Annotated in this window: 19 protein-coding genes; 9 read left to right on the plus strand and 10 right to left on the minus strand. The window is 70.1% G+C overall.

The features are described from left to right. Positions 1-13: 13 nt before the first annotated feature. The 4 genes from LC041_RS01255 to LC041_RS01270 are packed head-to-tail and all read right to left on the minus strand — an operon-like array spanning position 14 to position 4,118. A complete protein-coding gene (locus tag LC041_RS01255) occupies positions 14-1,123 on the minus strand; it encodes an acyl-CoA dehydrogenase family protein (protein ID WP_226531160.1) in 1,110 nt (369 codons plus the stop codon). Then, the gene (locus tag LC041_RS01260; RefSeq protein ID WP_226531161.1) at positions 1,124-2,092 is read right to left on the minus strand and encodes an acyl-CoA dehydrogenase family protein; all 969 of its coding nucleotides are present in this window, start codon (positions 2,090-2,092) and stop codon (positions 1,124-1,126) included. Further along, positions 2,089-3,258 (minus strand): acyl-CoA dehydrogenase family protein, encoded by a 1,170-nt coding sequence (locus LC041_RS01265; protein ID WP_226531162.1) that lies wholly within the window; start codon positions 3,256-3,258, stop codon positions 2,089-2,091. Before LC041_RS01265 ends, LC041_RS01260 begins: the two co-directional genes overlap by 4 nt. Further along, positions 3,255-4,118 (minus strand): enoyl-CoA hydratase, encoded by an 864-nt coding sequence (locus LC041_RS01270; protein WP_226531163.1) that lies wholly within the window; start codon positions 4,116-4,118, stop codon positions 3,255-3,257. Before LC041_RS01270 ends, LC041_RS01265 begins: the two co-directional genes overlap by 4 nt. Before the next feature lie 130 nt (positions 4,119-4,248). Here LC041_RS01270 and LC041_RS01275 point away from each other — a divergent pair, with 130 nt between their 5' ends. Genes LC041_RS01275 through LC041_RS01285 form a run of 3 tightly spaced genes read left to right on the plus strand, consistent with a single transcriptional unit; the run spans position 4,249 to position 7,372 of the window. Continuing rightward, positions 4,249-5,415 carry an acyl-CoA dehydrogenase family protein gene (locus LC041_RS01275; protein WP_226531164.1) on the plus strand — a complete coding sequence of 389 codons (1,167 nt, stop codon included), beginning with the start codon at positions 4,249-4,251 and terminating at the stop codon, positions 5,413-5,415. Beyond that, positions 5,412-6,200, plus strand: coding sequence for an SDR family oxidoreductase (locus tag LC041_RS01280; RefSeq protein ID WP_226531165.1), 789 nt, complete (start codon positions 5,412-5,414; stop codon positions 6,198-6,200). The genes LC041_RS01275 and LC041_RS01280 overlap by 4 nt, the downstream gene beginning before the upstream one ends. A 20-nt stretch (positions 6,201-6,220) precedes the next feature. Next, positions 6,221-7,372 carry an acetyl-CoA C-acetyltransferase gene (locus LC041_RS01285; protein ID WP_226531166.1) on the plus strand — a complete coding sequence of 384 codons (1,152 nt, stop codon included), beginning with the start codon at positions 6,221-6,223 and terminating at the stop codon, positions 7,370-7,372. A 114-nt stretch (positions 7,373-7,486) separates the two neighbouring features. Here the strand turns inward: LC041_RS01285 and LC041_RS01290 are convergent, their stop codons facing one another. From LC041_RS01290 to LC041_RS01305, 4 genes are read right to left on the minus strand one after another with little or no spacing between them, the layout of a single operon-like run. Continuing rightward, entirely contained in the window at positions 7,487-8,560 is a 1,074-nt protein-coding gene (locus LC041_RS01290; RefSeq protein WP_226531167.1) for an NAD(P)H-dependent flavin oxidoreductase, read from the minus strand. Further along, positions 8,557-9,306, minus strand: coding sequence for a CoA-transferase subunit beta (locus LC041_RS01295; RefSeq protein ID WP_226531168.1), 750 nt, complete (start codon positions 9,304-9,306; stop codon positions 8,557-8,559). The genes LC041_RS01290 and LC041_RS01295 overlap by 4 nt, the downstream gene beginning before the upstream one ends. Then, positions 9,303-10,169, minus strand: a complete 867-nt coding sequence (locus LC041_RS01300) for a CoA transferase subunit A (RefSeq protein WP_226531169.1) — start codon at positions 10,167-10,169, stop codon at positions 9,303-9,305. The genes LC041_RS01295 and LC041_RS01300 overlap by 4 nt, the downstream gene beginning before the upstream one ends. Then, positions 10,166-10,924, minus strand: a complete 759-nt coding sequence (locus tag LC041_RS01305; RefSeq protein ID WP_226531170.1) for an enoyl-CoA hydratase family protein — start codon at positions 10,922-10,924, stop codon at positions 10,166-10,168. The genes LC041_RS01300 and LC041_RS01305 overlap by 4 nt, the downstream gene beginning before the upstream one ends. A gap of 167 nt (positions 10,925-11,091) precedes the next feature. On the opposite strand from LC041_RS01305, the gene LC041_RS01310 reads away from it, so the two are divergent. The 3 genes from LC041_RS01310 to LC041_RS01320 are packed head-to-tail and all read left to right on the plus strand — an operon-like array spanning position 11,092 to position 13,687. Continuing rightward, positions 11,092-11,994, plus strand: coding sequence for an SDR family oxidoreductase (locus tag LC041_RS01310; protein ID WP_226531171.1), 903 nt, complete (start codon positions 11,092-11,094; stop codon positions 11,992-11,994). Next, positions 11,991-12,773: a MaoC/PaaZ C-terminal domain-containing protein gene (locus tag LC041_RS01315; protein WP_226531172.1), complete on the plus strand. Its 783-nt coding sequence runs from the start codon at positions 11,991-11,993 to the stop codon at positions 12,771-12,773. The genes LC041_RS01310 and LC041_RS01315 overlap by 4 nt, the downstream gene beginning before the upstream one ends. Beyond that, positions 12,770-13,687 carry an NAD-dependent epimerase/dehydratase family protein gene (locus LC041_RS01320; RefSeq protein ID WP_226531173.1) on the plus strand — a complete coding sequence of 306 codons (918 nt, stop codon included), beginning with the start codon at positions 12,770-12,772 and terminating at the stop codon, positions 13,685-13,687. Before LC041_RS01315 ends, LC041_RS01320 begins: the two co-directional genes overlap by 4 nt. On the opposite strand, the gene coaE is transcribed toward LC041_RS01320, so the two are convergent. Beyond that, on the minus strand, positions 13,662-14,366 hold the full coding sequence (coaE, locus tag LC041_RS01325) for a dephospho-CoA kinase (protein ID WP_226531174.1): 705 nt from the start codon (positions 14,364-14,366) through the stop codon (positions 13,662-13,664). The genes LC041_RS01320 and coaE overlap by 26 nt on opposite strands. A gap of 4 nt (positions 14,367-14,370) precedes the next feature. Next, positions 14,371-14,880, minus strand: coding sequence for a GNAT family N-acetyltransferase (locus LC041_RS01330; protein ID WP_226531175.1), 510 nt, complete (start codon positions 14,878-14,880; stop codon positions 14,371-14,373). A 131-nt stretch (positions 14,881-15,011) separates the two neighbouring features. On the opposite strand from LC041_RS01330, the gene LC041_RS01335 reads away from it, so the two are divergent. The 3 genes from LC041_RS01335 (at position 15,012) to pntB (ending at position 18,692) form a co-directional block, all read left to right on the plus strand. Continuing rightward, on the plus strand, positions 15,012-15,572 hold the full coding sequence (locus LC041_RS01335) for an acyl-CoA thioesterase (protein WP_226531176.1): 561 nt from the start codon (positions 15,012-15,014) through the stop codon (positions 15,570-15,572). A 172-nt stretch (positions 15,573-15,744) separates the two neighbouring features. Then, entirely contained in the window at positions 15,745-17,298 is a 1,554-nt protein-coding gene (locus tag LC041_RS01340; protein WP_226531177.1) for a Re/Si-specific NAD(P)(+) transhydrogenase subunit alpha, read from the plus strand. Next, positions 17,295-18,692 (plus strand): Re/Si-specific NAD(P)(+) transhydrogenase subunit beta, encoded by a 1,398-nt coding sequence (gene pntB / locus LC041_RS01345; RefSeq protein WP_226531178.1) that lies wholly within the window; start codon positions 17,295-17,297, stop codon positions 18,690-18,692. Before LC041_RS01340 ends, pntB begins: the two co-directional genes overlap by 4 nt. The last annotated feature ends 22 nt before the right edge of the window (positions 18,693-18,714 follow it).

Here is an 18,714-nt window from a genome sequence, read left to right on the forward strand (position 1 = left end):
AGCCGAGTCGCTCTCACCCGTGGGCGAGCGCCCAGATCTCGGCGCGCTCGCGCAGCTCTCGGGCCGTGCCGAACAGCTGCCCGAGCGCATGGGCGCGCTTGAAGATCAGGTGCGCGTCGTGCTCCCACGTGATCGCGATGCCGCCGTGCAGCTGGATCATCTCTGCAGCGACGTGCGCCAGAGCCTCGGAGCAGGTGGCCTTCGCGATCGCTGCGAGCTCGAAACGATCGGCCGCGCGGGAGGCGAGAGCCGCGGATGCCGCGCGCGACGCCGTGCGTGCCACCTCCACGCGCACGTGCATGTCGGCCATGCGGTGCTTGAGCGCCTGGAAGGAGCCGATCGCCCGTCCGAACTGCACGCGCTGCGTCGCATAGGCGACCGTGTCGTCGAGCGCTCTGGCCGCCGTGCCGGCCTGCACCGCGCTGACGGCGGTGAGAGCGAGCGCGCGCACGGTCTCCAGCACCTCGGCATCGGCCGCGCCGAGCGTACGTGCGGGTGTCTCGTCGAAGCGCAGAGTCACCATGCGCAGGGTCTGATCCATCGCCGGAGTCTCTTCGCGGACGACGGTGTCCGCGTCGAGCACCTCGAACAGGCGGGGACCTTCGGGCGTCCGCGCGATCACGAGCAGGACCTCGGCGGCGTCGCCGTCGAGCACGAACCCGCACGCTCCGTTCAGGGTCCAGCCGTCGCGTTCCTCGGCCTGCACGTCCACGCGGTCGGGGGCGAATCGTCCGGTCGGATCCGCCCAGGCGAGCGCCGCAGACGACGACCCCTCGGCGATGCCGGGCAGGAGCCGCGCCACAGCATCCGCGTCTCCCGTGGCGAGGATCGCCTGCGCGGCGATCGCGACCGAGCCGAGGTAGGGGGAGGGTGCCAGCGAGTACCCGATCTCCTCGAGGACGAGCTGCGCTTCCCGCAGAGTGAAACCGGCACCGCCGAACTCCTCGGGGATCGCCATGCCCGCGATGCCGATCTCTTCGCAGAGCAGACGCCACAGGTCGACGTCGAAGCGTTCCGCGCTCTCCATCGCGCGTCGGCTCGCCGCGCTGTCTGCACGCTGGCTCAGGATGCCGCGCACGAGTGCCACCAGCTCCTGCTGGTCCTCATCGGGTTCGAAAGACATTCACCGCTCCTTCGGGAGGATATCGCGGGCGATGCGTGCCCGGTGGAACGCGGGGGTACCCCAGACCGCGCTGAGCGCGGGAGCAAGACCGAGCCAGATGCGCAACGTGTGCTCGGCCGTGTAGCCGATCGCCCCGTGCACCTGCAACGAGACGCGTGCGGCGAGCAGGGCCGCATCCCCGGCGGCGACCTTCGCCGCGGAGATCGCTCGGTCCTCATCCGGCTCGTCGGCACGGAGCGCGGCATTCCACACCAGCGGACGCGCGAAGCTGAGCGCGATGCGCACCTCCGCGAGCTGGTGCTTGAGCGCCTGGAACTCTCCGATCGGCCGTCCGAACTGCTCGCGTACCTTCGCGTACGACACGGCCTCCGCGAGCATCCGCTCCCCGGCGCCGACCAGGGTTGCGGCGGCGGCGAGGCTCGCCTCGTTGAGGGCTGCGTCCAGGGCGCCGGGGCCGAGCGGGACGGCGTCGCCGGTCGGGGTCAGCCGCGCGAGTCGTCGGGTCGGCGCGACGGAGGTCAGCTCGTCTGCGGCTTCGCCGTGATGCAGTGCGCCGTCGCGCACGAGATATCGGTGCGAGGCGACGGCCGCGTCGAGGGCGGCGGGAGCCGTGCCGTCGACCGCGGCGGTCGCGATGGCGCCAGCGGCGAGCTCGCCTCTGGTCTCGTCGTCCACCAGCCCGGGAAGCAGGGCGACCGTCTCGAGGTAGGGGCCGGGAATCCCGTGGTAGCCGAGGCGCTCGAACACGACCACGAGGTCGCTCAGCGTGCCGCCGAAACCGCCCGTCTCCTCGCTCACGCGCAGACCGAGCAGACCCAGTTCGGCGAACTGGCCCCACAGCGCGAGGCCGGGCGCGGTGTCGCCGTCGGCCCAGCTGCGGGCGATGTCCGCGCCGCCCGATCCCTCGACGATCTCGTCGATCGCCTCCGCGAAGGCGAGCTGTTCTTCCGTGGGCAGGAACCGCATCATGCGCGCCTTCCGTCTCCGCCGCGGGGGAGCCCGAGGATCCGCTCCGCGATGATGTTGCGCTGGACTTCGTTGGTGCCGGCATAGATGGGCCCGGCGAGGGAGAACTGGTAGTCGTCGACCCATCGGCCGCCTTCGACCGCGGACGCCCCCCGAAACTCGCCCTCCGGGCCGAGGATGCGCAGGGCCGTCTCGTGGATGTGCACGTCGAGCTCCGACCAGAACACCTTGTTGATGCTGCCCTCCGCACCGACGGAACCGCCGTCGAGCAGGGTGCTGACGGTCTGCCAGGTGAAGAGGCGATAGGCTTCGGCGCCGATCCAGGCGTCGACCACGGCGTCGTCCTCCGAGGTCGTTCCCTGCTCGGACTGCAGTGCGATCAGCCGATCGGTCGCGGCGAGGAAGCGTCCGGGGGCGCGCAGCGAGAGTCCGCGCTCGTTGCCCGCGGTGCTCATCGCCACGCGCCAGCCGTCGCCCGGAGCCCCCAGGACGTCCGCATCGGGGACGAACACGTCATCGAAGAAGATCTCCGCGAACCCGGTGGTTCCGTCGAGCTGCGCGATCGCGCGCACGGTGATCCCATCGGCATCCATCGGGAAGAGGAAGTAGGTGAGCCCGTGATGCCGTTGCGCCTCGGGGTCGGAACGGAAGAGTCCGAAGCCGCGGTCGGCCCACACGGCGCGAGAGCTCCAGATCTTCTGGCCGTTGAGCACCCAGCCTCCGCGGGCGTCATCGCGGCGCGCGGTGCTGCGGATGGCCGCCAGGTCGCTGCCCGCGCCCGGCTCGGACCACGCCTGCGCCCAGATCAGGGTGCCGTCGGTCATCGGTCCGAGGAAGCGTTCGTGCTGCGCGGGGGTGCCGTGCTCGAACAGGATCGGTGCGAGGAGCGAGATCCCGTTCTGCGCGACGCGGGTCGGGGCGCCCGCGCGGTAGTACTCCTCCTCGAACAGCACCCACTCGGTGATGCCTGCGTCGCGGCCGCCGTACTGCTCGGGCCACGACACCACGGACCACCGGCCGGCGGCGAGCGTCGCCTCCCACTCGCGATGTGCGGCGAAGCCGGCCTCCGTGTCCATCGACGGCAGCGGGGTCGACGGGACGTTCTGTTCGAGCCAGGCGCGCGCCTCTGCGGCGAACGCCTGCTGGTCCGGGGTCAGGTCGAGGTTCACTGCGGTGCCCCCTTCGTGTCGGCCTTGATGGAGCGGACGTCGACTCCGCCCAGCGAGTCGCCACCGACCTCCGCGTTGTGGGCATGTGCCGCGTGGTGCAGTCCGAACACCGAGTCCATGCCCGCGCGCATGCCCTGCAGGTCCTCGGCCTGGTTGACCGCCTTCTTGGTCAGGGCGAGCCCCAGCCGCGGCATGCGTGCGATGCGCGCCGCGAGCTCCAGCGTCCGCTCCTCCAGCTCGCCGAGAGGGACGACATGGTTCACCATGCCCAGCTCGTATGCGCGAGCGGCCGGCATCCGATCCCCGGTGTAGAGCATCTCCTTGGCGGCGCGGGGGTTGGTCACCCACGGGTGCGCGAAGAACTCGACCCCGGGGATGCCCATCGACACGACCGGATCCTGGAAGAAGGCGTCGTCTGCCGCGACGATGAAGTCGCACGACCAGGCCAGCATCAGCCCGCCGGCGATGCAGGCGCCCTGCACCATCGCGATGACGGGCTTGGGGATCTCGCGCCACCGTCGGCACATGCCGAGGTACACCTCCGACTCGCGCGCGAAGCGGGAGTCGACGCCGCTCGCGCCCACGTGGTCCCACCAGATCACGGCCCTGCGCTCGAAGCTCTGGTCGATGTCGCGCTCGGGCGTGCCGATGTCGTGGCCTGCGCAGAAGTGCTTCCCGTTGCCGCCGAGCACGATGACCTTGACGGCGTCGTCGTCGACCGCGCGCGTGAAGGCGGTATCGAGGGCGTAGGTGACGGCGGAGTTCTGGGCGTTGCGATACTGAGGGCGGTTCAATCGGATGATCGCTGTCGACCCGCGCACCTCGTAGGTGACCACGGCGTCGGCGGATTCGACGGTCATGACGGGTTCCTCTCTGAACTCCAGCAGTCAACCAAACAATCGCTTGGTTTATTGATACTATACGTGAACGGCCCTCCGAAGACCACGTCGAACGGCGGCGCCGGAGATGATGACTCGATGAGGAGCACACATGGATGCGACGCCGCACGATGCGGATGAGCGGTTCCGCGCCGAGATCCGCGGATGGCTGGAGGAGAACCTCACCGGCCGCTTCGCCGAGCTGCGCGGACGCGGAGGCTCCGGCCGCGAGCACGAGGACTTCGAGGCGCGGCTGGAATGGAATCGGCACATGGCGGCCGCCGGCTGGACGTGTGTCGCCTGGCCGGTCGAACACGGCGGGCGCGGGCTCAGCATCGCGCAGCAGGTCATCTTCCACGAGGAGTATGCGAAGGCGGATGCTCCCGCTCGAGTGAACCACCTCGGCGAAGAGCTGCTCGGACCGACCCTCATCGCTCACGGCACGGCGGAGCAGCAGGCGCGGTTCCTCCCCGGCATCGTCGCGGTCGAGGAGCTGTGGTGCCAGGGGTATTCCGAGCCCGGAGCGGGATCGGACCTCGCCGCCGTGTCGACCAAGGCGCAGCGCATCGGGGACGAGTGGTCGATCACGGGGCAGAAGGTGTGGACCTCGCTCGCCCAGCACGCCGACTGGTGCTTCGTGATCGCGCGCACCGAACCGGGATCCGTCCGCCATCAAGGGCTGTCCTACCTTCTCGTGCCGATGGATCAGCCCGGGGTCGAGGTGCGACCCATCCTGCAGTTGACCGCGACGAGCGAGTTCAACGAGGTGTTCTTCGACGACGCCAGGACACGGTCCGACCTGGTCGTCGGCGGTGAGGGCAACGGCTTCAGGGTCGCGATGGCCACGCTCGGCTTCGAGCGGGGCGTGTCGACCCTCGCCCAGCAGATCGCGTTCCGGCGCGAGCTGGATGCGGTGATCGAGACGGCCACGCGCACCGGCGCCATCGACGACGCGGTGCTCCGCGATCGACTGGTGCGTGCTCGCATGGACCTCGAGGTGATCCGGCAGCACGCTCTGCGCACGCTCGGCGGCGAACAGGGCGACGGAGCCTCGGTGGCCAAGCTGCTGTGGTCGAACTGGCACCGCTCCCTCGGCGAGCTCGCGATGGACGTCGCCGGCCCCGAAGCCCTCCTCGTCGGTGCCGACTATGCGCTCGACGACCTGCAGACGCTGTTCCTGTTCAGCCGCTCCGACACGATCTACGGCGGCTCGGATGAGATCCAGCGCAACGTCATCGCCGAGCGCGTGCTCGGCCTTCCCCGAGAGGCCCGCCCATGAGCGCCACCGCCCCCGAGTACGTCCCCGGCCACGATCTGCTGAACGGGAAGCGCGTCGTGATCACGGCCGCGGCCGGCGCCGGCATCGGGCAGGCCGCCGCGATCCGCTGCCTGGAGGAAGGCGCCGCGCTCGTCGTGCTCGGCGACACGCACGCGGGTCGACTCGCCACGACCCAGCAGGAGCTCGGCGACCGCTTCGGCGCCGACCGTGTGCGCACCGCCGTCTGCGATGTGACGGACGAGGAGCAGATCGCCGCCTTCCTCGACCTGGCCGAAGACGGCGGTCCGATCGACGTCATGATCAACAACGCCGGACTCGGCGGATCGGTGTCGATCCTGGATATGACCGACGAGCAGTGGGGAACGGTGCTCGACGTGACCCTCACCGGCACGTTCCGCTGCATCCGCGCGGTCGGTCGGCGCATGGTGGCAGCCGGCACCGCCGGGATCATCGTGAACAACGCCTCCGTGATCGGCTGGCGCGCACAGGTCGAGCAGGCGCACTACGCCGCGGCGAAGGCCGGAGTGATGGCGCTCACCCGCAGCGCCGCGATGGATCTCGCCCCGCACGGCATCCGCGTCAACGCGGTCTCGCCGAGCCTGGCGATGCATCCGTTCCTCGAGAAGGTCACCTCGCCCGAGCTGCTCGAGCAGCTCAAGGCCCGTGAGGCGTTCGGGCGCGCGGCAGAACCCTGGGAGGTCGCCAACGTCATGGTGTTCCTCGCCAGCGCATACTCCTCCTATATGACCGGCGAGGTCGTCGCCGTCAGCAGTCAGCACGCGTGAGTTCAGAGAGAAGGAAGAACATGGCAGAGGCATACATCGTCGATGCGGTCCGCTCGCCCGTCGGCAAGCGCGGCGGCTCGCTCTCGGGCATCCACCCGGCCGACCTCGGTGCGCACAGTCTGAAGGCGCTGGTCGAGCGCACCGGTATCGACCCCGGCGCTCTCGACGACGTGATCATCGGCGCGACCGACACGATCGGCGGACAGGCGGGCAACGTCGGCCGCTCAGCCGTCCTGGTGGCGGGTTTCCCCGAGCACGTGCCGGGCGTCACGATCGACCGGCAGTGCGGGTCGAGCCAGCAGGCCGTCCACTTCGCGGCGCAGGCGGTCATGAGCGGCACCAACGACCTGGTGATCGCGGGCGGATTGCAGAACATGTCGCAGCTGCCGATCTCGTCGGCCATGGTCGCGGGGGAGGCGTACGGCTTCACGACGCCCTTCGCCGAGTCGCCCGGGTGGCAGGCCCGCTACCCCGACCAGGAGATCTCGCAGTTCGTCGGCGCGGAGATGATCGCCGAGAAGTGGGACATCACGCGCGAGGAGATGGAGCAGTTCGCGCTCGAGAGCCACCGGCGCGCGGCGTTGGCCCAGGACGAGGGGCGCTTCGCGAACGAGATCGTGCCGCTGAACGGCCTCGACCACGATGAGGGCGTGCGCCGCGACACCTCGCTGGAGCGCATGGCGGGGCTCGCGACCCTGACCCCGGGCGGGCGGCTGACCGCGGCCGTGGCCTCGCAGATCAGCGACGCCTCCAGCGCGGTGCTGGTCGCGAGCGCGCAGGCTGTGAAGGACCACGGACTCACGCCCCGGGCCCGCATCCACCACCTGTCGGTGCGCGGGGACAGCCCGGTTTTCATGCTCACCGCCCCGATCCCCGCGACTCACTACGCCATGGAGCGTTCAGGCATGAGCCTCGACGACATCGACCTGTTCGAGGTCAACGAGGCCTTCGCCTCGGTCGTGCTCGCCTGGCTGCGGGAGACCGGGGTGCCGCGCGAGAAGCTCAACGTCAACGGCGGTGGCATCGCGCTGGGGCACCCGATCGGTGCGACCGGAACGCGGCTCATGACCACGCTGTTGAACGAGCTGGAGCGCACCGGCGGACGCTACGGCATGCAGGTCATGTGCGAGGGCGGAGGCCTGGCGAACGCCACGATCATCGAGCGGCTCTGAGGGCTCGCCGAGACCCCCGGATACCGTCGAGACCCCGCCCTGCTGACGTCAGCACGGCGGGGTCTCGACGGCAAAGGGGGGTCTCGGGGAGATCAGACGAGGCGAGACGGGGCGTCAGGGCAGGAGGCAGGAGGCGGCGGCGCGGAGGTGCTCCGCGGCATCGCGCACCACGCGATCGACGAGCTCCTCACAGCTGGGCAGGTCGTCGATCATGCCGACCACCTGGCCCGCCGCGAGCATTCCCGCCTGGGTGTCACCGTCGACGAGGCCGGCTTTCAGGAGCATCGGGGTGTTGGCGGCGAGGGTCATCTGCGTCCAGGAGCGCCCCGTCGCCTTCTTCATCGAGACGGCGTCCTTGACCAGCTGCGGCCAGCTCAGCCCGGACAGCTTCTTGAACTCGAGCGAGCGGCGCAGCGTCGGGCCGAGTCGGGAGAGCCCGCCCCTGCCCTCGAGGCCCTCGACGAACTCTGTGCGCAGCAGCCGGTGCGGCATGCCGTCGGCCTTCGTGGTCACGACCGTGCCGTCCAGTCCGAAACCGAGGTAGCGCTGCTTGATCGCCTCCGGCACGGCACTGTCGCTCGTGAGCAGGAACCGCGTTCCCATCCCGACGCCCGCGGCACCGTAGGCGAGCGCGGCGGCGAGGCCTCGGCCGTCGTGGAAACCACCGGCCGCGATGACCGGGATGTCGACTGCGGCGACGACGGAGGGCAGCAGGATCGAGGTGGGCACGGCGCCGGTGTGCCCACCGCCCTCACCGCCCTGCACCATCACTGCATCCGCGCCCCAGGCGGCGACCTTCTCGGCATGACGCACCGCACCGATCGAGGGGATGACCACCACGTCGTTCTCCTTGAGGCGCTCGATGAGTTCGCGACGGGGAGCGAGGGCGAAGCTCGCCACCTTGACACCGTGACGGATCAGCAGCTCGACGCGCTCGGCGGCGTCGCCCGCGTCCGCTCGCAGGTTCACCCCGAACGGGCGGTCGGTGCGCTCGGTGACCTCGACGATCTGTCGTTCGAGCTCGTCGTACGTCATGGTCGCCGACGCCAGGATTCCGAGAGCGCCGGCCTGCGCCGTGGCGGTGACCAGACGAGCACCGGCGACCCAGCCCATGCCGGTCTGCACGATCGGATGGTCGACGCCCGTGAGTCGGGTCAGGGGTGTGGCCAGCTGCGGGGGCGTGGTCATGATGCGGTCACCTCTCGGTCGCGGAGTCCGCGCGGATCCAGACGCTCGCGCACGAGCGTGAGCTCCTCGTCGGTGGGGAGCCGGGTCTCAGAGACCGCGGCAGGGATGTGCAGGTCGAAACCGGTGGCCGTGGTGACCTGATCGAGCGTCACACCGGGGTGGAGGCTCACGAGTGCGAGGCTGCCGTCCGGGCCGGTGAAATCGAGCACCGCCAGGTCGGTGACGATGCGCCGAAGGTCCTGGAAGCGGTCTGCTCCGGCGGCCCGTGCCCGGGACGGGCCGACTCCCGTGACCACATCGACCCGCTCCACGAACACCCGGGGGCTGTGCCGCGCGATCCAGTAGCTGGTGGCGTGGCTGACCGTGTTCGTCGCGGCGGCGCGAGCGCCCAGCAGCTGCCGGAGGGGGCGGTCGCGCTCGCCGATCGCGGACAGGTTCTGGTCGCCATGCCGGTCGATCTGGGCTGCTCCCATGACCACGTGGCGGCGGCCTCGGGCGATCATCTCGAACAGGCGCGCATAGGGGAGGGGGGCCTCCGGCGCGTCGAACGGCTCGTCCACGGCGGGGGTGTCGGCGTACAGCGTGGCCTCGCCGTCGCTGAGCAGCAGCTCGGGGGCGTGCGTGAGTCGCGCCAGCCGGGCACCGATCGTCGGGACAGTGCCGACGGCGCTGGCGAGGATGGTGCCGGCACCACGGAACAGATCGCTGCAGGCCGCGACGGCGACCTCGGCGCGGGTGGCGGTCATGCGATCTGCTCCGCGTGGAAGGCGGTGACGGTCGCGCGGTAGGTCTCGTCGTCGACGTCGAGGAACCGGGCACGGAACGCGGCCCAGGCGTCGGGTGACGCGGCGGCCTCGACGTACGCCCGCTGCAGCCGCTCGTCGCGGGAAGAATGCGGAGGGTGGGCCGTGAACCCGGCGCCGCCCGGCGCCACGACGATCGCGTCCGTGAGCGTGGGATCGAGGACGGACGCCGTGGGTCCGGCACCGGCGAGGAGCTCGGCCGCATCGACCAGGGCTTCCACGCTCACGACGGTGCGGGCTGCGGCGCCCGCGAACAGGTCGTCGAAGTAGAGGTCGGGGCCGAGGCAGACCGTCGTCCCCGCGGCGTCCGCGCGGTCGAGATGCAGCAGCGCGAGGTCGAGCGGCACCGCGGGCATCGCGACGAGCACCTCCGCATCGGCGTAGGGCGAGGTGATCGTGCGGACCTCCGGGTTGCGGGTCACGGCGTCGGAGCCCGCGCCGGACCGGGTGACCTCGAAGGGGAGTCTGCGCGATGCCGCACGGAGCCCGGCGATGAGCATCCCTTCGTCGTACTCGATGTTGCGCACGGCGCCCGACCGGCGCGCGGCCGCGAAGTGCGGATCGATCGCGATGCTGTCCAGCGACACGAACCCCTGAACGATCTCGGCGGCCTGTCCGGTGGCGCACAGGATGCCGACGTCGGGGCCGCCGAAGCTGACGATGCGCAGCCCGCGTGCGCCGGACCGCACGATCTGTCGTACCAGGGCCATCGGCTTGCGACGGGAGCCCCATCCGCCGATCCCGATCGTCATGTCGTCGTGGATCAGCGATGCGACCTCCGCGGGAGAGGAGGCCACGACGCTCATGTCGAGAGGTTCTCGCCGGTGGCGACGAAGGCGTCGCGATGCTGGTCGGCGACGCCGGCGAGGTTGAGCTCGAACGTGAAGCCCTGCTCGAACCGGTAGCTGCGGTTGACGTCGATCGGGTCGATGCCGTTCAAGGCCTCCTTGGCCGCCCGGATCACGCGCGGATCCTTGGCGGCGATCTCCTCGGCGATCGCGAGTGCGGTGGCGTCGAGCTCGGAGCGCGGGACGACCGCCGTCACCGACCCGAACTCCTCCAGTCGTCGCGCCGTGACGGTGCGACTCGTGTAGTACATCGAGCGCAGCATGTGCTGCGGAACGAGCCGCGACAGATGGGTCGCTGCGCCGAGAGCGCCACGGTCGACCTCGGGGACGCCGAAGGTCGCGTCCTCCGAGGCGACGATCACATCGCTGTTGCCGACGAGCCCGACCCCGCCGCCCAGGCAGAAGCCGTTGACCGCCGCGATCACGGGAACCGCGCACTCGTAGATCGCCTTGAAGGCCTCATAGCACCCGCGGTTCGCGCCGAGGATGCCCGAGAAGCCTTCGATGCGCTGCATCTCCTTGATGTCGACGCCCGCGTTGAAGCCTCGTCCCTCCGCGCGCAGCACCACGACGCGTGTCTCGGAATCGGTCGTGGCCTCGCGCATCGCCGCGGCGAGATCGAACCACCCGGCGACGGGCAGCGCGTTCACCGGCGGATAGTTCATCGTGACGGTGCGGACACCAGCAGGATGCAGGGTGGAAGTGATCGTCATCGGACACCTAACCTAACGTTTGCTCAAGGAACCCTAGCACTTGCTTGGTTGACGTCGTAACCCCTTGCGGGCATTTGCCCTAGCAATTGCTTGGTTGGTAAGATCCTCTGCATCCACCGCTCCCAGGGCGGTCCGCAACAGCCACAGTCTCAAAGGAGAGTCGACCCATGGCAGGAATCCTCGAAGGTCGCGTCGCCATCGTCACGGGGGCGGGGCGCGGTCTCGGCCGGGAGCACGCTCTCGAACTCGCTCGGCAGGGCGCTGCGGTCGTGGTCAACGACCTCGGCACCACCCTCGACGGCGCGGGAGTCTCGGTCGGTCCTGCCCAGGAGGTCGTGGAGATCATCCGGGCGGCCGGCGGCGAGGCCGTGGCCAATGGCGCCGACATCGCCGACTTCGCACAGGCCGCCGAGCTCGTGGACCAGGCCGTCTCCGCCTTCGGCCGCCTCGACGTCCTCGTCAACAACGCCGGCTTCGTCCGTGACCGAATGCTCGTCAACGCCGGTGAGGATGAATGGGACGCCGTCATCCGCGTGCATCTGAAGGGCCACTTCGCCCCGCTTCGCCACGCGAGCGCATACTGGCGCGCGGAGTCGAAGGCCGGGCGCCAGCCCCTCGCCCGCGTCATCAACACCTCCTCCGGAGCAGGTCTGCAGGGCAGCATCGGGCAGGCGGCGTACTCGGCTGCCAAGGGCGGCATCGCCTCGCTCACCCTCGTCGCCGCCGCTGAACTCGGACGCTACGGTGTCGCGGTCAACGCGATCGCCCCCTCCGCGCGCACCCGCATGACCGAGGGGCCCTTCGCCGATGCGATGGCTGCGCCGGAGGGCGGCTTCGACCGGATGGACCCGGCGAACGTCTCACCGGTGGTGGCGTGGCTCGCGAGCGCCGACTGCACGATCAGCGGACGCGTGCTGGAGGTGGAAGGCGGTCGCCTCTGTCTCGAAGACGGGTGGCGGCACGGCGCGGTCCGCGAGCTCGATCGTCGCTGGTCGGCGGTCGAAGTCGGCGACGCCGTCCGCGCGCTGGTCTCCGAAGGCGACGCCCCCGAGCCGGTGTACGGCGCATGAGCGCGGCGGAGTGGGCGGGGCGCGACCTCGGCGAGCGGACCGTCGGCTATGACGAGAAGGACGCCATCCTCTACGCGCTCGCCGTGGGGGCAGCGGCCACCGACCTCGATCTCGTGTTCGAGGACCGGCTGCGGGTGCTGCCGACCTTCGGCCTCACGCTCGCGCAGTGGGCCCCCGATGTGCTCGCGGCGGCCGGGGCGTTCGACGACCGCGCCGTGCACGGCTCGCAGACGCTCGAGGTGCACCGGCCGCTGGCCCGTGCGGGTGAGCTGCGGCTCTCGGCCCATGTGGGGGAGGTGTGGGACAAGGGCTCGGCGGCGATCTTCGATGTGATCGTCGAGTGCGACGAGTTCACGGCGACCTGGTCGCTGTTCGCCCCAGGAGCCGGCGGCTTCGGCGGGGAGCGCGGACCCGCGCGACCGGTGCCCGCCGATCGGCCGGTGGGCACCCGAGCCGTCGTGCGGACCTTCCCGACACAGGCGGCTCTGTACCGCTTGACCGGAGACCGCCACCACATCCACATCGACCCGGAGGCGTCGGCCCGCATCGGGCAGCCGATCCCGATCCTGCAGGGGCTGTGCACACTCGCGGCGACCACGCTGGTGCTGGCGAAGGAGCAGGGGGCGCATCCGGCGGATCTGACCGCGCTGCAGGGTCGCTTCAGCGGACCGGTGATCCCCGGCGACGCGCTCGAGGTCGAGGCCTGGTCCGACGGCGCCTTCGAGCTGCGACACGAGGCGGCATCCGTGATCTCCGACGGTCGGGCGGTGTTCGCATGAGCCGGGTGCTGGTCGTCGGTGCGACCGGCATGATCGGCAGCCATGTCGCCGCCGACCTGGCAGCCCGAGGCGATGAGGTCACCGTGATGGCGCGTCGGGAGGCTTCGGAGCGGGATCCGCGCGCAGTGCGGAGCATGCCGAGGCTGCAGGGCGACTACACCGATCCCGAGGTGTCACCCCGGGTGCTGGAGGGCTTCGACGCGATCGTCTTCGCCGCAGGCAACGACATCCGTCACGTGCCCGCCGAGCAGGAGGACGACGCGTTCTGGGAGCGCACGCAGAGCGTCGGCGTGCCACGGTTCGCCGCCCGGGCCAAGGCCGCGGGCGTCGGGCGCTTCGTGCAGATCGGCAGCTACTACCACCAGCTGCATCCGGAGTGGGCCGAGCGCATCCCGTATGTGGCCGTGCGTCGGGACGCGGACGAGCGCACCAGGGCACTCAGCGGTGAAGGGTTCGCGGCGATGACCCTGAACCCGCCGTCGATCGTCGGTGCGGACGAGCGCGGGGTACGGCGTTTCGCCCGCATGATCGCGTGGACTCGCGGCGAACTCGACGAGCCCGAGCTGTTCGCCCCTCCCGGCGGCACGAACTACATGTCGGTGCGTTCGCTGTCGCAGGCGGTGCAGGGGGCGCTCGATGCCGGAGAGGCAGGTCGCGCCTATCTGGTCGGGGACCGGAACCTCACCTATCGCGAGTACTTCCAGCTGCTAGCGGACGCAGCGGGCAGCAGCAGGGTGATCGAGGAGCGCGACCAGGAGCATCCGTTCCAGCCCGACCGGTTCATCGTGCAGGGGCGCGGCGCGGTGATCGCGTACGACACCGATCGCACGGAGACGTCACTGCTCGGCTACACCCAGGACGATGTCGCGCGGGCGCTCGCCGAGATCGTCACCGCGGCGGACGCTCTGCGCTGAGGCTCTCCCACAGCGCCGCGGTCGCATCCCGCGTCTGGTCGAGCGTGCCGTCCGTGCGCAGCACGACATCCGCGACCGCGACACGGTCGGCTTCCTCTCCCTGCGCGCGGATGCGTCGCGCGGCTTCTGCGTCGTCGTATCCGCGACCGTTGCGCAGGCGCTGCATCCGCACCTCTTCTGCGGCTTCGACCGTCACGATCAGGTCGTAGGTCCACGGCAGCGGTGCGGTCGTGCGGCTCAGCAGCGGGATCTCGTGTACGACGACGCCGGGTACCGCCCTGGCCTCCTCGATGCGCCGCGCGACCTCGGCGAGGATCGCGGGGCGCAGCAGCGCGTTGTACTGCGCGCGCAGTCGGTCGTCGCCGAACACCCTCGTCGCCACGACGGCCCGGTCGAGTGCGCCGTCCGCGGCGAGCACATCGTCCCCGAGCAGTGCGGTGATCCGGCGCACGAGCACCGGCCCGCCGGGGGTCCGGGGATCGACGACGTCACGCGCTGCCGCGTCGCCGTCGACGATGCGCGCCCCGAGAGCCGCGAGTGCGCGCGCGACCGTGCTCTTGCCCGCGGCGATCCCGCCGGTGAGCCCGACGAGGACCGTGCTCCCGGTGCCGTCGGGATCAGAAACGCGCCTGAATGGGGCGCGCGAGGCGCGAAATCCATCCCGCGCGCGAGCGGTCACGAGGTCAGGGACGGACGAAGCGAACTTCGGTCAGCGTCTCGCCGAGGAACGGCTCGGTGTGCGCCGCCCCGTCGAGGTGGAAGCCGTTGCGGGTGTAGAAGCGGTGCGCACGGGGGTTGTCCTCCGCGACCCACAGGTACAGCGGTTCGTCCTTCTCGACGGCAGCGTCGAAGAGCTTCTGGCCGATGCCGGTCGAGTGCCACGCGTCGAGCAGGTAGATGAAGTAGAGCTCGCGGAACGCGGGGGCATCCTTGTCGCGGGCGGGTCCCGAACCGACGAAGCCGACGATCTCGCCGTCGACGAGCGCGGCGTTCATCTTGAAGTCGGGGCCCTGCGATGCCCAGTGCGTCCAGAGCTCGGCCATGCGCCGCGGGGAGACCTTCTCGAGCGCTGCCTTGCTGATCAGGTGGTCGTAGGTCTCGTGCCAGCACTGGGCGTGCACGCGACCGAGGGCTTCCGCATCCACATCACGGACCGGACGGACGATGACTTCAGGCTGGGCTTCGGCGCTCATGTTCGTGACTCTACGCGCGGCGTCCGCGAACCGGAAATCGAGTGGATGCCCGATGACGTCCGGTGTGAGGGTGTGGAGGGTTCGTACAACGATGTTCGCGGATCGTGTACTCCTGGCTACGATCAATCCTCGTGAATGTGATCTGGCGCACCCTCCTGGTGATCCTCGGCGCCCGCCGCCGCGTTCGGCGGGGGAAGACTCTCGACCCGACCTCGGTCGGCAGCATCACTCTCACCACGTTGCCGACCGACATCGACATCCTGCGCCACATGAACAACGGTCGCTACCTGTCGCTGTTCGACCTCGGGCGCTGGGACCAGCTCATCCGCACCGGGCTGTTCGACGCGATGAAGGACCGCGGCTGGTACGCGGTCGTCTCGAGCGAGACGGTCACCTTCCGCAAATCCCTGCAGCTGTGGCAGCGGTTCGAGGTACAGTCGCGTTTCATCGGACATGACGACAAGGCGCTCTTCATGGAGCACCGCGCGGTCGTCGACGGCGAGGTCTATGCGCGAGCGATCGTGCGGGCCCGCATGCTGCGACGCACCGGCGGCACCGTCAGCAACGAAGAGCTGTTCGCGGCGGTCGGCAAGCCCGAAGGCGTTCCGGAGATCGACGCCTGGGTGCACGACTGGGCCGCGGCCTCCGCCCTCCCCCCGGTGCGCGGGAAGGCCCCGAGCGTCTGGGGCTGAGCGTCCCTCGCCGCGGTCTCCTCCTCTGCTTTCCGTAAGAACCTCGCTTCTTTCCCCGTCACAGAGCCGAAAGAGGACTGTTTCAGACGGGCCCCTCAGTACTCTGAGCGGGAAGTCAGGGGCGCGGACGCCCCGGTGATCCCGTCGACGCAGACGGGTGGAGGAGGAAGCAGTGGCAGTCATCGGCATCGTGCGGGAGCCTGCGGGCGAAGCGCGGGTCTCGGCCACCCCGGCGACCATCGCGTCGCTGGGCAGGCTGGGACACACGGTCAGGGTCGAACGAGGAGCAGGAGCGGCGGCGTCGTTCCCCGATGCGGACTACGAAGCGGCCGGTGCCGTGCTCGTGGACAGGGCGCAGGCGTGGGAGAGCGAGATCGTGCTCGCGATCACGGCGCCCGGACCCGAGGAGATCGCGCTGCTCAGCGACGGGGCGACGCTCATCGCGCTGCTGTCGCCGGCCCTGCGTCCCGATCTCGTCGAGGCGCTCGCGCAGCGCAGGATCACCGCGGTCGCGCTCGATGCGGTCCCCCGCATCTCGCGGGCGCAGTCCATGGACGTGCTCAGTTCGATGGCGAACATCGCCGGCTACCGGGCGGTCGTCGAAGCCGCCCATGAGTTCGGTCGCTTCTTCACGGGTCAGGTGACGGCCGCGGGCAAGGTGCCACCGGCGAAGGTGCTCGTCGCAGGAGCCGGCGTCGCGGGACTCGCGGCGATCGGTGCGGCATCGAGCCTCGGAGCCATCGTCCGCGCCACCGATCCGCGCCCCGAGGTGGCCGACCAGGTCACCTCGATCGGCGGGACCTATCTCCCGGTCGACGTCGAGGTCGCCGCGTCCACCGACGGCTATGCGAAGGCCACGAGTGCGGACTACGACCGACGGGCCGCCGAGATCTACACCGAGCAAGCCGCCGACGTCGACATCATCATCACCACCGCCCTCATCCCCGGACGTGCGGCACCACGCCTGATCACGGCGTCCGATGTCGCGCGGATGAAGCCCGGCAGCGTGATCGTCGACATGGCCGCAGGGCAGGGCGGCAACGTCGAAGGCTCCGTCGCGGGAGAGCGCGTCGTCACCGACAACGGCGTGGTGATCCTGGGGTACACCGACCTGGCGTCGCGCCTGGCGGCCCAGGCATCCCAGCTCTACGGCACGAACCTGGCGAACCTGGTCGCCCTGCTGACACCCGCGAAGGACGGACGGCTGGTCATCGACTTCGACGACGTGGTGCAGCGCTCGGTCACCGTCGTCCGGGACGGGGAGGTCACCTGGCCTCCGCCCGCTGTGCAGGTCGCCGCCGCACCCGCAGCGAAAGCCGCTGCGGACCCCGTCGAGGTCGCACCGCCGACGAAGATGTCCACCGCGCGTCGGGTGACCCTGATCGTGCTGGGCATCGCCGCGCTGTTCGCCGTGAACGCGTTCGCACCCGCTCCGCTGCCGCAGCACTTCACCGTGCTCGTGCTCTCGGTCGTGATCGGCTTCTACGTGATCGGGAAAGTGCACCACGCGCTGCACACCCCGCTCATGTCGGTGACGAACGCGATCTCCGGCGTGATCGTCGTCGGCGCGATGCTGCAGGTCACCTCCCCGATCCCGGTCGTGCAGGTGCTCGCGGCCATCGCTGTGCTGCTCGCATCCATCAACATCTTCGGAGGGTTCGCGGTCACCCGCCGGATGCTCGCGATGTTCACCCTCGGGAACTCGGCGAAGGGGGGTCGGAAGTGACCATCGACGCGTTCGTCGGGGCCGCGTACATCGTCGCCGCCCTGCTGTTCATCCTGAGCCTCGCCGGCCTCAGTCGCCACGAGTCGGCGCGCGCAGGGGTGGTGTACGGCATCGCCGGCATGACCATCGCGCTCGTCGCGACCGTCGCTCTCACCGTCGCCGACGCCTGGGGCACCGGTGCCTTCCTCGGCCTCGGTCTGCTCGTCGCCGCCGTGCTGGTCGGCGCGGCGATCGGGCTCTGGCGGGCCAGGGTCGTCGAGATGACCGGGATGCCCGAGCTCATCGCGCTCCTGCACAGCTTCGTCGGGTTGGCCGCCGTGCTCGTCGGCTGGAACGGCTATCTCTCACACCCGGACCTCGCCCCCGAGCTCGTCGGCATCCACAATGCCGAGGTCTTCATCGGCATCTTCATCGGCGGTGTCACGTTCACCGGCTCGATCGTCGCCTACCTCAAGCTGTCGGCCAGGATGTCGTCCGCACCGCTGATGCTTCCGGGGAAGAACGGCCTGAACGTGGGGGCGCTCGTCGCCTTCGTCGCCCTCACCGTGTGGTTCGTGAACGATCAGCAGCTCTGGCTCCTGATCGCGGTCACCGTGCTCGCTTTCGCCCTCGGCTGGCACCTGGTGGCCTCGATCGGCGGCGGTGACATGCCGGTCGTGGTCTCGATGCTCAACAGCTATTCGGGCTGGGCGGCCGCTGCGGCGGGTTTCCTCCTGAACAACGACCTGCTGATCGTCACGGGTGCGCTGGTCGGCTCCTCGGGTGCGTATCTCTCCTACGTGATGTGCAAGGCCATGAACCGGTCGTTCCTCTCGGTCATCGCGGGCGGCTTCGGTATCGCGGCACCGTCCGCCGCCGACGCCGAGTACGGAGAACACCGCGAGATCACGGCCGAGGGTGCGGCCGAGATGCTCGTCGCCGCGGGCAGCGTCGTGATCACGCCCGGGTACGGCATGGCAGTCGCGCAGGCGCAGTACCCGGTGGCCGACCTGGTGCACCGGCTCCGCGAGCGCGGGGTGGACGTGCGGTTCGGCATCCATCCGGTGGCCGGGCGCCTTCCCGGTCACATGAACGTGCTGCTGGCCGAGGCCAAGGTCCCGTACGACATCGTCCTCAGCATGGACGAGATCAACGACGACCTCGCGTCGACGTCGGTCGTACTGGTGATCGGGGCCAACGACACCGTGAACCCGGCCGCGGCGGAGGATCCGGGCAGCCCGATCGCCGGGATGCCGGTGCTCAAGGTGTGGGAGGCCGAGAACGTCATCGTGTTCAAGCGCTCGATGGCCGCAGGCTACGCCGGGGTGCAGAATCCGCTGTTCTTCCGCGACAACGCCCAGATGCTGTTCGGCGACGCCAAGCAGCGCGTGGAGGACATCATCGCGGCGCTCTGACCTCCGGCTTCGAATCGCGCAA

Source organism: Microbacterium paraoxydans, assembly GCF_020524545.1.
GTDB lineage: Bacteria > Actinomycetota > Actinomycetes > Actinomycetales > Microbacteriaceae > Microbacterium > Microbacterium paraoxydans_C.

Bases quoted from the DNA above. Each gene is read 5' to 3' on its own strand.
- LC041_RS01255 (WP_226531160.1), bottom strand. From the start codon at position 1,123: ATGTCTTTCGAACCCGATGAGGACCAGCAGGAGCTGGTGGCACTCGTG.
- LC041_RS01260 (WP_226531161.1), bottom strand. From the start codon at position 2,092: ATGATGCGGTTCCTGCCCACGGAAGAACAGCTCGCCTTCGCGGAGGCG.
- LC041_RS01270 (WP_226531163.1), bottom strand. From the start codon at position 4,118: ATGACCGTCGAATCCGCCGACGCCGTGGTCACCTACGAGGTGCGCGGG.
- LC041_RS01275 (WP_226531164.1), top strand. From the start codon at position 4,249: ATGGATGCGACGCCGCACGATGCGGATGAGCGGTTCCGCGCCGAGATC.
- LC041_RS01280 (WP_226531165.1), top strand. From the start codon at position 5,412: ATGAGCGCCACCGCCCCCGAGTACGTCCCCGGCCACGATCTGCTGAAC.
- LC041_RS01285 (WP_226531166.1), top strand. From the start codon at position 6,221: ATGGCAGAGGCATACATCGTCGATGCGGTCCGCTCGCCCGTCGGCAAG.
- LC041_RS01290 (WP_226531167.1), bottom strand. From the start codon at position 8,560: ATGACCACGCCCCCGCAGCTGGCCACACCCCTGACCCGACTCACGGGC.
- LC041_RS01295 (WP_226531168.1), bottom strand. From the start codon at position 9,306: ATGACCGCCACCCGCGCCGAGGTCGCCGTCGCGGCCTGCAGCGATCTG.
- LC041_RS01300 (WP_226531169.1), bottom strand. From the start codon at position 10,169: ATGAGCGTCGTGGCCTCCTCTCCCGCGGAGGTCGCATCGCTGATCCAC.
- LC041_RS01305 (WP_226531170.1), bottom strand. From the start codon at position 10,924: ATGACGATCACTTCCACCCTGCATCCTGCTGGTGTCCGCACCGTCACG.
- LC041_RS01310 (WP_226531171.1), top strand. From the start codon at position 11,092: ATGGCAGGAATCCTCGAAGGTCGCGTCGCCATCGTCACGGGGGCGGGG.
- LC041_RS01315 (WP_226531172.1), top strand. From the start codon at position 11,991: ATGAGCGCGGCGGAGTGGGCGGGGCGCGACCTCGGCGAGCGGACCGTC.
- LC041_RS01320 (WP_226531173.1), top strand. From the start codon at position 12,770: ATGAGCCGGGTGCTGGTCGTCGGTGCGACCGGCATGATCGGCAGCCAT.
- LC041_RS01330 (WP_226531175.1), bottom strand. From the start codon at position 14,880: ATGAGCGCCGAAGCCCAGCCTGAAGTCATCGTCCGTCCGGTCCGTGAT.